Here is an 11,731-nt window from a genome sequence, read left to right as displayed (position 1 = left end):
GCGCGGATGGCTAGAATGAATTTCATGGCAACTAAACCACCTTCACCCCCCACCGCGCCGCCCGTGACACGGCCAGCGCGGGATGATGGCGGTTCGGTCGTGCTCGAAAGACGCACCCAAAAGACCCAGCCCCCCCAGATGTACCAGGTGGTCATGCTCAACGATGACTACACCCCCATGGAGTTCGTCATCGTGGTGTTGCAGGAGTTTTTCAGCAAGGACCGCGAACAAGCGACCCAGATCATGTTGAAGATCCATCTGGACGGCAAAGGCGTCTGCGGGGTTTATTCCCGCGACGTTGCTGCTACCAAGGTGGAACAAGTGCTTGACGCCGCCCTCAAGGCGGGCCACCCACTGCAATGTGTCAGTGAGCCTGTTGAATAACAGGTCTTTTGTCCCGATCTAAAGTTATCCCTTCCACGCAAGCACAAAGGAGTTCACATGATTGCCCAGGAACTGGAAGTCAGCTTGCACATGGCCTTCGTTGAGGCCCGCCAGCAGCGCCACGAGTTCATCACCGTGGAGCATCTGTTGCTTGCACTGCTCGATAACCCCAGCGCAGCGGAGGTGCTGCGCGCTTGTTCGGCCAACATCGATGATCTGCGGTCATCGCTGTCGAATTTCATCAAAGACAACACGCCCCAGGTGGCCGGCACTGACGAGGTGGACACGCAACCCACGCTGGGCTTCCAGCGTGTGATCCAGCGCGCCATCATGCATGTGCAGTCCACTGGCAACGGCAAGAAGGAAGTCACCGGCGCCAACGTGCTCGTGGCGATCTTTGGCGAGAAGGATTCGCACGCCGTGTACTACCTGCACCAGCAGGGCGTGACGCGCCTGGACGTGGTCAACTTCATCGCCCACGGCATCAAGAAGGGCGAGCCGCCAGAGCCTGCCAAGGCCGAGAACCAGGCTGAAAGCGAAGAGGGCGGTGGCGGCGAGCGCAGCGAAAAGGCGTCGCCGCTGGAGCAGTTCACCCAGAACCTGAACCAGGCCGCCAAGGAAGGCAAGATCGATCCGCTGATCGGTCGCCATTATGAGGTGGAGCGCACGATCCAGATCCTGTGCCGCCGCCGCAAGAACAACCCGCTGCTGGTGGGTGAAGCTGGCGTGGGCAAGACCGCCATCGCCGAGGGCCTGGCCTGGCGCATCACCCAGAATGACGTGCCCGAGATCCTGGCCGAGGCTGTGGTGTATTCGCTCGACATGGGCGCACTGCTGGCAGGCACCAAGTACCGCGGTGATTTCGAGCAGCGCCTCAAAGGCGTGCTCAAGTCGCTCAAGGACAAGCCCAACGCCGTGTTGTTCATTGACGAGATCCACACCCTGATCGGTGCGGGTGCAGCGTCAGGCGGCACGCTGGATGCCTCCAACCTGCTCAAGCCGGCGCTCTCCAGTGGCCAGCTCAAGTGCATTGGCGCGACCACCTTTACAGAATACCGAGGCATCTTCGAAAAGGACGCCGCGCTGTCACGCCGCTTCCAGAAGGTGGATGTGGTCGAGCCGACCGTGCAGGAAACCATCGACATCCTGAAGGGCCTGAAGACGCGCTTCGAAGAGCACCACAGCGTGAAGTACGCGGCGGCCGCCCTGCAAGCCGCTGCCGAACTGAGCGCCAAATACATCAACGACCGCCACCTGCCCGACAAGGCGATTGACGTGATTGATGAAGCCGGTGCTGCCCAGCGCATCATGGTGCCGAGCAAGCGCAAGAAGACCATCGGCAAGGCCGAGATCGAAGAAATCGTGGCCAAGATTGCCCGCATTCCGCCGGCCAATGTGTCCAACGACGACCGCGGCAAGCTGCAGACCCTGGAACGCGACTTGAAGAGCGTGGTGTTCGGCCAGGACAAAGCCCTGGAAGTGCTCGCCAGCGCTGTCAAGATGGCGCGCTCGGGCCTGGGCAAGGGCGACAAGCCGATCGGCTCGTTCCTGTTCAGCGGCCCCACGGGCGTGGGCAAGACCGAGGCCGCCAAGCAACTGGCCTACATCATGGGCATCGAGCTCCTGCGCTTCGACATGTCGGAGTACATGGAACGCCATGCCGTGAGCCGCCTGATTGGCGCGCCTCCGGGCTACGTCGGTTTCGACCAGGGTGGTCTGCTGACCGAAGCCATCACGAAGAAGCCACACGCGGTGTTGCTGCTCGACGAAATCGAGAAGGCGCACCCGGACATCTTCAACGTGCTGCTGCAGGTCATGGACCATGGCACGCTGACGGACAACAACGGCCGCAAGGCCGACTTCCGCAATGTGCTCATCATCATGACCACGAACGCCGGCGCCGAGACCATGAACAAGGCGACCATTGGCTTCACCAACCCGCGGCAAGCGGGCGACGAAATGGGCGACATCAAGCGCCTGTTCACGCCCGAGTTCCGCAACCGGCTGGATGCCATCGTCAACTTCAAGGCGCTCGACGAGCAGATCATCCTGCGCGTGGTGGACAAGTTCCTGCTGCAGCTGGAGACGCAACTGGCCGAGAAGAAGGTGGAAGTCACCTTCACCGACACGCTGCGCAAGCACTTGGCCAAGAAGGGCTTCGATCCGCTGATGGGTGCGCGTCCGATGCAGCGCCTGATACAGGACACCATTCGCCGTGCGCTGGCCGACGAGCTGCTGTTCGGGCGTCTCACCGAAGGCGGCCGCCTCACGGTGGACATCGAGATCAAGACCGACGACAAGGGCGTGGAAACGCCCGACGTACTGCTCGACATCCAGCCGCTGCCTAAGAAGGAGCGTTCGGCGAAGTCGGAACCCGCCGAGCCGGAAGAAGCCACGGCCGACTAAGCCCTTTCCTATCGGTGTCGGGGCTCGCACGCCCCCGCCGTCGGCATCTGCAGTGCTTGCTCTGCACACCAAGCCAGCCCATCGCACCGATGGCTGGCTTTTCTTTTGCTGGCCGAGGGAGTCAGCGAAATAACGCGTCTGTCAGCCAACGGCTTCAATGCTGGACAGCGATCGTCGCAAGCTGCTCTACGGCAAACCCTGAATTTGCGGTGAACCCGGCCATGGGCGGTGCCGCAGCGTTTTTAGTGCCATTCCGGCTGCTATGTTCGATGCACAGGCGGCAACGCGCTCGCACCATGCGGCGTAGAGGCCGCTCTTCATCAGCATCACAAGGAGTTCTGCGCATGATTACGACCGACCCCACCATGACCAACCTTTTCCTGCAACTGGGGCTCGACGCCGGCGAGCAGGACATCGCACAGTTCATCAAAAGCCATCAACTGCCGACAGACGTGACTTTGGGACAGGCCCCGTTCTGGAGCGATTCGCAACGCCAGTTTTTGGTCGAGCAACTGAAGGCCGACGCTCTTTGGGCGATGGTGGTGGACCAGCTCAACCAGGCGCTTCATTCCGACGCGGTGGAGCTCGGCGCGGGGCTTGAACAGGTATAGCCCAGCTGCGTGCCCAGCGGTGACCCACTCACCGGGCGGGCGCCACAGAGGTCATTGGCGCAACGCCGCCGCCGCGCAAGCGGTCGAGCAAATCCAGGGTGGCGTAGCCGTCCGCCACCAATCCCTCGCTCTGCTGATAGCGCCGCAGGCCGGCCCGGGTCGCCGGGCCCTGCACGCCGTCAGGCGTACCCGTATCAAAGCCCCGCGCGTTCAGCGCGGTTTGCAAGGCCTGAACCTGGTCCCGCGACAACGGCTGGAGGTCGCGCGGCCAGGGGGCCGCAATAGTGGCTCCGCCTTCGATTTGTTGCGAGAGCTGCGCGACGCCCAGCGCGTAGGTCACAGCGTTGTTGTAGCGCAGCAGGGTGCGAAAGTTGTGCCCCACCAAAAACGCCGGTCCCCGGGCGCCCGCGGGCGTGAGGATCGAGGCGTTGTCGAGCGCCGGCAGTGCCTGACCACCCACCGTCAACACGCCTTCGGCGGCCCACTGCGCCGAGCTTTGGCGCACCGTGAGTTCGGTGCGCGCGTAGTCAAACGACGCTGGCAACTGGACTTCTACGCCCCAGGCTTCGCCGCGCCGCCAGCCTTCACCCGCCAAAAACGCGGCAGTGGACGCTGCGACATCGGGAACACTGCCCCAGATGTCGCGGTGGCCGTCGCCGTCGGCGTCGACCGCGTGTCGCAAAAATACGGACGGCAAGAACTGCGTGTGCCCCATGGCCCCTGCCCACGATCCGACCATGCGGTCGGCGGCAATGTCGCCCTGGTCGATGATGCGCAAGGCGGCCAGCAATTCGTTCTGCGCCCACGCGCGGCGCCGGCCCTCATACGCCAGTGTGGCCAGCGCATCCACCGTGCGGAAGGTGCCGAAATTGCTGCCGTAGTTGCTTTCCATGCCCCAGATGGCGGTGATCACTGCGGCGGGCACGCCGTAGCGGGCTGATGCGGCCTGGAGCGCCACCGCATGCTCAGCCAGCTTGCCTTGGCCCTGCGCAATGCGCTGCGGTGACACGGCGCTGTCGAGGTAAGCCCACGGCGTGCGCGTGAACTCTGGCTGGGCGCGGTCGAGCTCTACTACGCGGGGCTGCCACTGCGCGTTGGCCAGCACGTTGCGCACGGTGTCGGGCCTGATTCCGGCTTGCAGGGCTTGCGCCTGGAAGGCGGTTCTCCAGCTGGCAAAGCCTGCGGCGTGGTCTGCGTCGGTGGCGGGAGCAGGCGGCGCAGCCACGGCGTTTGGGCCAGAGGTCACGGTCGGCGCCGCGGCAGGCGCAGGGAGCTGCGGGGCGGGCAGGGGGCTCGTCGATGCGCGCGGTGCGCTAGGCAACGGCGCCGGGGCCGATGGTTTGTCCGCCGGGGCGGCGGCGCAGGCGGCCAAAACGGCGGTTGCGACCAGCAGCGTGACCCGCGGGGCGGGCATGGCAAGCATCGAAGGTTGCGCAGAGGCCGACAGCGAACGGGGCAGGCGCACGGGGGAGATAGAAGTAATACGGGGCATGGGCCATTGTCCCGCGCTACCGCGTCAGCGCTGCCCGTACAGGTGTATCACTGCGTGAAGCAGGTGCTGGAAGGCTTTACTACTATTTTGATAGCTGCTAGCGCTTGATGAGCAAGCGCTAGAGCCCAAAAAGACCATAAATCAGGGTACATTTGGCCCTTCCCACCCCTCCCGCTTCTTGTTGCCGATTGCCCTTAGCCCATGGCCCACACCTTCCTCTGGCACGACTACGAAACCTTTGGCGCCAACACGCGGCGTGACCGGCCCGCGCAGTTCGCGGCCATCCGCACCGATGCGGAGCTGAACGAAATCGGCGAGCCGCTGATGCTCTACTGCCAGCCCGCCAACGACTACCTGCCGGACCCGGTGTCGTGCCTCATCACCGGCATCACGCCCCAGCTGTGCCTGGAAAAAGGCGTGCCCGAGCACCAGTTCGCCGCGCGCATCGAAGGCGAATTCGCCCAGCCCGGCACCATCGGCGTGGGCTACAACACCATTCGCTTTGACGACGAGATCACGCGCTTCATGTTCTGGCGCAACCTCATCGACCCGTATGCGCGCGAGTGGCAAAACCAGTGCGGTCGCTGGGACCTGCTGGACGTAGTGCGCATGACCTACGCGCTGCGGCCCGACGGCATCACCTGGCCCAAGAAGGAAGACGGCTCGCCGAGCTTCAAGCTGGAGCACCTGTCCAAGGCCAACGGACTGCTGCATGAGGCCGCGCACGATGCGCTTTCGGACGTGCGCGCCACCATCGCGCTGGCGCGGCTGATCCGCCAGCACAACCCCAAGCTTTTTGACTTTGCGCTGTCGCTGCACAAGAAGGACCGCGTGGCGACGGAGCTGCGCCTGCCGGCCACCGCCATCACGGCAAGGCCATTCCTGCATGTGTCGGGCATGTTCCCGGCCGAGCGTGGCTGCCTGGCGGTGATGTGGCCCCTGGCCAGCCACCCCACCAACAAGAACGAGCTCATCGCGTGGGATCTGTCGCAGGACCCGACGCCGCTGTCGACCATGGGCGTCGATGAAATCCGCCTGCGCATGTTCAGCAAGGCCGATGCGCTGCCCGAGGGCGTGTCGCGCCTGCCGGTCAAGACCATCCACCTCAACAAGTCACCCATGGTGGTGGGCAATGTGAACACGCTCACACCCGCTCTGGCGCAGCGCTGGGGCATCGATCTGGACCAGGCCGCCCAGCACGCCGAAGCAGCCCGCGGTATGCCCGACATGAGCGGCATTTGGCCCGCGGTGTTCGTGCGCCCGGCCGAGGCCGCACTTGATGTGGACCAGGACCTTTACGGCGGCTTCGTCGGCAACAACGACCGCCGCCTGCTCAACGACCTGCGCACCCAGAGCGGCGAAAAGCTGGCCAAGGCGCGGGCTGCGTTTGACGACCCGCGCCTGGCAGAGCTGCTCTGGCGCTACCGGGCACGCAATTTTCCGCAAACGCTGTCGGCCGAAGAAGCTGAGCGCTGGGAGGCGCATCGCGCCGCGTGCCTGTTCGATGGCGAGGGCGGCGCGCGGACGGTGGAGCAGCTCTTCACCGAGATCGATGAAATGTCGGAAACCGCCGACGACCGCGCGCAAGATATTTTGGGCGCCCTGTACGATTACGCCGACCACATCGCGCCTGAAAGGTAAGCCCCCTGAGCGCAAACGCCCGGAGTTGCCGCCAGAGGAGGCAACTCTTCGGAGCCGTCCAACCCTGCACTGGCAGGCTCGGAGCCGCGGCCCCTCCGCCCCTGAGGGGGGACGCACCCCGGTGGCCCGGCAAAGCCGGTTCCAAGGGGGCGCTGGCGATGACGGCGCGCCGGTTTCGAAGGGCCTGTGCTTGTTGCTGACAGAGATACCCGCAAACTTATATGACGACACCGCAGAACAACCGCTTCACCACACAAATCCTGCATGCTGACCGCCTGGGCGGCGCTGAGCATGGCGCGATCCACAAGGCCATCCACACCTCCGTGCAATACGGCTACGACAAGGTCGAGGACCTGATCGCCGTGTTCCAGGGCACGAGCAAGGGTGGCTTCAACTATGCGCGCCAGGGCACGCCCACCACCGCGGCGCTGGAAGCCAAGCTCACGCAGATGGAGCAGGGGCAGGGGACCATCGTGTTTTCCACGGGCATGGCGGCGGTGTGTGCGGTGTTCCTCACGCTGCTGAAGGCGGGCGACCACCTGGTGGCCAGCCAATTTGTGTTTGGCAATACCAACAGCGTACTCGGCACGCTGGCGGACCTGGGCATCGAAGTGAGCGTGGTGGACGCCACCGACAGCGCCAAGGTCGCGGCGGCTTTGCGTCCCAATACCCGGATGGTGTTTGTCGAAACCATTGCCAACCCCGGCACGCAGATCCCCGACCTGGACGGCATCGGTGCGCTCTGCCGCCAGCATGGCCTGCTGTACGTGGTGGACAACACCGTGGCCTCGCCCTATCTGTTTCGCCCGGTCACGGTCGGTGCCGGCCTGGTGGTCAATTCGCTGACCAAGAGCATTGGCGGCCATGGCGATGCGCTGGGCGGGGCTATTACCGACACCGGCTTGTTCGACTGGTCGGCCTATCCCAACATCTTTGCCAATTACCGCAAGGGCGATGCCAAGGGCTGGGGCTTGCAGCAGCTGCGCAAGAAGGGGCTGCGCGACATGGGCGGCACGCTGTCATCGCACGCTGCGCACCAACTGGCCTTGGGCGCCGAGACCCTGGCCCTGCGCATGGACCGCACCAGCGCCACGGCACTGGCCCTGGCCCAGTGGCTCGAGCAACAACCTGCGGTCTCGCGCGTGCTGTACCCCGGCCTGCCTTCGCACCCGCAACATGCTTTTGCGGGCAAGCATTTCAAGTCGGGCTCCTGGCTGCTGTCGTTCGAGCTGCATGACCCGGCGCAGTGCCTGCCGCTGTGCAACCGCCTGCAGCTGCCCATCAAGGCCACGGGCCTTGCGGACACGCGCACGCTGATCATCCCGGTGGCGCACACGATCTTCTGGGAGGCCGGCCCGGCCGTGCGCGCCACGATGGACATCGGCGACAGCATGGTCCGCGTGTCGGTGGGTCTCGAGGATCCCGAGGACCTGCTCGCCGACTTCGAGCAGGCTCTGGCAGGCTGCTGAAGCCCCACTCCACCCCCGCCGTCGCACCAAACATGGCCACCACCCCTTCGGCACTGCCCGCCAGCATTGGCAAGTACCGCATCGAACGCGAACTGGGGCGGGGCGCCAGCGGCATCGTGTTTCTGGGGCTCGACGGCTTTCGGGGCCGCAAGGTGGCCATCAAGCAGACCCACGCGCACCTGCTGAAAATCCCGGACCAGGCCGAACGCTACCGCAAGCTGCTGCGCAACGAAGCGGCTTTGTCGGGCCGACTGCGGCACCCCAACATCGTGCGGCTGCTCGATGCCGACGAAGAGGCGCTGCCGCCGTACCTGGTGCTCGAGTACGTGGACGGCCAGCCCCTGTCGGCCTACGCCACGCCCGATGCCTTGCTGCCCGTGCCGCAGGTGCTGGACATTGCCTTCAAGTGCTGCAACGCGCTGGAGTACGCCTACCGCGAAGGTCTGGTGCACCGGGACATCAAACCTGCCAACCTGATGCTGGCGCAGGGGGGCGACGTGAAGCTCACCGACTTTGGCGCGGCGCTGTCGCTGCGCAGCGATGCCACGCAGCTGTCGGGCTTGGTGGGCTCGCCGTCGTACATGTCGCCCGAACAGGTGCGCGAGCAGGACCTCACCCACCACAGCGACATGTTCTCGCTGGCGGTGGTGGTGTACGAGCTGCTCACGGGCCGCCGGCCGTTTGACGGCGACACCGACTTCGCCACGCTCTACAAGATCAGCAACGAAGCCCCCACGCCGCCCAGCCTGCTGCGCGCCGCGCTGCCAAAACACGTGGACGACGTCCTGCTGCGCGCCATGGCCAAGCAGCCCGCGGATCGTTTTGCCACCTGGCAGGATTTTGCGCAGGCGCTGCTGGCTGCCCACCAGGGGCTGCCGCGCCAGCGCTCGCAAGACACCGAGGCCGAGCGGTTTGCACGCCTGCGCGCCCTCCCGTTTTTTGCGGACTTTCACGATGTGGCGCTGTGGGAGCTGATGCGCCTGGGCAACTGGCGGCGGCTGGAGCAGGGCACCGTGCTCATGCGCGAGAACACGCCCGGCGATTCGTTCTGCATCCTCATCGAAGGCCAGGTGGCCGTGAGCCGCCAGGGCTGGAACCTGAGCACCCTGGGCCCGGGCGTGACCTTGGGTGAGATGACTTACCTGCGCCCCGACAACAAGATGCGCACCGCCACTGCCGTGGCCGAAACCGAGGTGCTGGTGCTCAAGGTGCGCAACCCCGCGCTGCGCGAGGCCTCGGAAGACCTGCAGTCCCGCTTCGACAAGGCTTTCATCAAGCTGCTGGTGGGGCGGCTGATTGCCACCAACGAACAACTGGCGGAGTGGGAGCTGGTGGCTGCGCCGTCCGGCCCGCCGGGCTGACAAGCCGCGCCATGCGCCGCGCGGCCGCGTGGGTTCAGCGGGGCACTGTCTCCAGAAACACCTGGTCGATGGGGGCAGGCCGCCCCAATGCATACCCCTGCGCGTAGTGCACGCCCAGCCCGGTCAGCAGATCCACGATGGCTGCGCTTTCAGCAAATTCCGCCACGGTCTTCTTGCCCATGAGGCAGCCGATCTCGTGGATGGACTTCACCATGGCAAAACTCACCGGGTCGTCGGCCATGCGCCGCACGAACTGGCCGTCGATCTTGAGCGTGTCCACCGCCAGTTCGCGCAGGTAGGCGTAGGAGGCCAGGCCGCTGCCGAAATCGTCCAGGGCAAACTGGCAACCACGGGCCCGCAGCGCGTGAAGGAATCGGTTGGCCGCGGCCAGGTCGCCCATGGCCGCGGTCTCGGTGATTTCAAAACACAGCCGGTCGCAGCGCACCGGCGTCTCGTCAATGGCCTGCAGCACCTGGCTCAAGAAAGCTGCATCGCCCACGGACTGCCCCGACAGGTTGATGCAGCACAACTCCACATGCTCCTGGTGCTCGACCATCCAGGCCAGGGTCTTGCGGATCACCCAGCGGTCCACCCGGGCGGCGAGGTGGTAGCGCTCTACCGCCGGCATGAACTCGCTGGGCAAAGCCAGGGTGCCATCGGCGGTGCGCATCCGCAGGAGCACCTCGCAGTGCAGGCGCGGCGGCGGTTCGACGTCTGCGGCAACGCCCAGGCGCACGATGGGCTGGCAGAACAGCTCGAAGCGGTCGTTCTGGAGCGCGTACTCAATCCGGCTCACCCATTCCATCACCCCGTAACGCTGCGCCAGTGCGGGGTCGTTCTCGGCATAAACATGGATGCGGTTGCGGCCGCCGTCCTTGGCCACGTAGCAGGCACTGTCGGCGGCCTGCAGCACCGCGCCCACGCTTTCGGTGGACGCGTCCAGCATCACGGCGCCCACGCTCACGCTCACGCTGAAAACATGGTCGCGCCACAAAAATCGGAATGCGGCCAGGCCCTGCTGCAGGCGCTCCGCCACCTGCATGGCCTGGGGCAGGTCCCGCTGCCACAGCAGGATGCCGAACTCGTCGCCGCCCAATCGGCACAGCAGGTCTTGCGGCTCCAGGTGCGCCAGGAACAAGCGCGAGATTTGCCGCAGCAACTCGTCGCCCGCGGCGTGTCCGCAGGTGTCGTTGATGACCTTGAAGTTGTCCAGGTCCAGGTAACACACGCAGTGGTGCGCGCTGGAACCGCGCGTGGCGGTGAACGCCTGGCCCAGCAGATGTTCGAACGCGCGGCGGTTGCCCAGGCTGGTCAGCGTGTCGTGCAGGGCCTGAAACTCCATCTCGCGGCTCAACCGGCTCGCCTCGGTCACGTCGCGGAATACCAGCACCACGCCATCGGCTTCGCCGCCCGGGCGCAGCAGCGGCGATGCCGACAAATCCATCAACAGCGGCGTACCTGTGCGCGGTGTGGCGCGCAGCTTGGCGTGCAGCTGCGTGCTGCCCTGGGCCAGCGCACGGCCCACCAAGTCAGGGGCGGTCTGGCTGCCGGGCTCGGCCGCGAGGCCCAGCACGTCCTGGTGCCTGCAACCGGTGGCTGCGGCCAGGGGCCAGCCGGTCAGGGCTTGCGCGGCGGGGTTGAGATAGCGCACCAGGCCGTCGGCGTCCGTCGTCACCACCGCATCGCTGATCGAATGCAGGGTGACTTGCAGGCGTTCTTTTTCCTGCATCAGCGCCTCTTCGGCCTCGCGCCGCGCGGTCATGAAGCGCACCCGGTCCAGCGCCACGGCCAGGTGGCCGGCCGTGGCCTGCATCAGCTCCATCTGCCAAGGCTTCGGGGGCCGCACGCCTTCCTCGTCGCCATAGGTGCCCATCCCCAGCGCGCCCAGCCGCTGCTCGGCCATGATGAGCGGCACGTTGATGATGGTGCGGTTTTGCAGCGCAGCGACCACGGCCTTGTTGGTGCGCGGATCGGTGCGTGCGTCTTCGACCACCACCACGTGGGTGGCCTCCATGATTTCTTCGAGCAGCACGTCGCCACGGATCGGGATCTTCATCGTCTGCAACTGGCGGCTGATGGCGCCTGCATGCCCAGCCGTGGCGTGGGTGAGAAAGTCGAGCGAATCGGAGTCTCTATCGAACAGCGCCAGCCAGACGTTCGGATAGTCGAACACGGCCTCGCCCATGGGCGTGACGGCGTCCAGCACGTCCGACAGCGTCCACGCGCGCTCCAGCCGCTTGCACAGCTGCAACAGCGCCTGGGAATGCGTGGGCTCCGGGATGTCTCCCGTGGCGGGCGTATCGAAGATCAGGGTCATGCGGTGTGTTCGGGAGCGCGGGTAACGCGCAGAGCACGAAGGGTGGAGGG

At 65.5% G+C, this 11,731-nt stretch carries 8 protein-coding genes; 6 read left to right on the top strand and 2 right to left on the bottom strand.

Translation table 11 applies throughout. The annotated features are described in order from the left end of the window. Positions 1-15: 15 nt before the first annotated feature. From clpS to ACSQ3Q_RS13460, 3 genes are all read left to right on the top strand, one after another. Complete coding sequence (clpS, locus tag ACSQ3Q_RS13470; protein ID WP_409887207.1) at positions 16-384, top strand: ATP-dependent Clp protease adapter ClpS; 369 nt, start codon at positions 16-18, stop codon at positions 382-384. A gap of 57 nt (positions 385-441) precedes the next feature. Continuing rightward, positions 442-2,790 carry an ATP-dependent Clp protease ATP-binding subunit ClpA gene (gene clpA / locus ACSQ3Q_RS13465; protein ID WP_436134875.1) on the top strand — a complete coding sequence of 783 codons (2,349 nt, stop codon included), beginning with the start codon at positions 442-444 and terminating at the stop codon, positions 2,788-2,790. A gap of 344 nt (positions 2,791-3,134) precedes the next feature. Next, a complete protein-coding gene (locus ACSQ3Q_RS13460) occupies positions 3,135-3,401 on the top strand; it encodes a DUF2789 domain-containing protein (RefSeq protein ID WP_436134874.1) in 267 nt (88 codons plus the stop codon). A 28-nt stretch (positions 3,402-3,429) separates the two neighbouring features. Here the strand turns inward: ACSQ3Q_RS13460 and ACSQ3Q_RS13455 are convergent, their stop codons facing one another. Continuing rightward, positions 3,430-4,893 (bottom strand): lytic murein transglycosylase, encoded by a 1,464-nt coding sequence (locus ACSQ3Q_RS13455; protein ID WP_436134873.1) that lies wholly within the window; start codon positions 4,891-4,893, stop codon positions 3,430-3,432. 201 nt (positions 4,894-5,094) lie between these two features. Between ACSQ3Q_RS13455 and sbcB the strand changes: the two genes are divergently transcribed. From sbcB to ACSQ3Q_RS13440, 3 genes are all read left to right on the top strand, one after another. Further along, a complete protein-coding gene (sbcB, locus tag ACSQ3Q_RS13450; RefSeq protein ID WP_436134872.1) occupies positions 5,095-6,534 on the top strand; it encodes an exodeoxyribonuclease I in 1,440 nt (479 codons plus the stop codon). Between the two features lie 221 nt (positions 6,535-6,755). Beyond that, positions 6,756-8,003 carry a cystathionine gamma-synthase family protein gene (locus ACSQ3Q_RS13445; protein WP_436134871.1) on the top strand — a complete coding sequence of 416 codons (1,248 nt, stop codon included), beginning with the start codon at positions 6,756-6,758 and terminating at the stop codon, positions 8,001-8,003. Between the two features lie 32 nt (positions 8,004-8,035). Next, a complete protein-coding gene (locus ACSQ3Q_RS13440) occupies positions 8,036-9,364 on the top strand; it encodes a protein kinase domain-containing protein (protein ID WP_436134870.1) in 1,329 nt (442 codons plus the stop codon). 34 nt (positions 9,365-9,398) lie between these two features. On the opposite strand, the gene ACSQ3Q_RS13435 is transcribed toward ACSQ3Q_RS13440, so the two are convergent. Further along, complete coding sequence (locus ACSQ3Q_RS13435; RefSeq protein WP_436134869.1) at positions 9,399-11,681, bottom strand: EAL domain-containing protein; 2,283 nt, start codon at positions 11,679-11,681, stop codon at positions 9,399-9,401. Positions 11,682-11,731: the final 50 nt, after the last annotated feature.

The organism is Acidovorax sp. LjRoot129 (assembly GCF_964253765.1).
Classification (GTDB): Bacteria; Pseudomonadota; Gammaproteobacteria; order Burkholderiales; family Burkholderiaceae_C; genus Acidovorax.
Note: the sequence above shows the minus strand (reverse complement) of the source record. Positions and strands in the feature narration are given on the sequence as shown.

Coding starts and splice junctions, on each gene's coding strand:
- clpS (WP_409887207.1), top strand. CDS start 16: ATGAATTTCATGGCAACTAAACCACCTTCACCCCCCACCGCGCCGCCC.
- ACSQ3Q_RS13440 (WP_436134870.1), top strand. CDS start 8,036: ATGGCCACCACCCCTTCGGCACTGCCCGCCAGCATTGGCAAGTACCGC.
- sbcB (WP_436134872.1), top strand. CDS start 5,095: ATGGCCCACACCTTCCTCTGGCACGACTACGAAACCTTTGGCGCCAAC.
- ACSQ3Q_RS13460 (WP_436134874.1), top strand. CDS start 3,135: ATGATTACGACCGACCCCACCATGACCAACCTTTTCCTGCAACTGGGG.
- ACSQ3Q_RS13455 (WP_436134873.1), bottom strand. CDS start 4,893: ATGCCCCGTATTACTTCTATCTCCCCCGTGCGCCTGCCCCGTTCGCTG.
- ACSQ3Q_RS13445 (WP_436134871.1), top strand. CDS start 6,756: ATGACGACACCGCAGAACAACCGCTTCACCACACAAATCCTGCATGCT.
- ACSQ3Q_RS13435 (WP_436134869.1), bottom strand. CDS start 11,681: ATGACCCTGATCTTCGATACGCCCGCCACGGGAGACATCCCGGAGCCC.
- clpA (WP_436134875.1), top strand. CDS start 442: ATGATTGCCCAGGAACTGGAAGTCAGCTTGCACATGGCCTTCGTTGAG.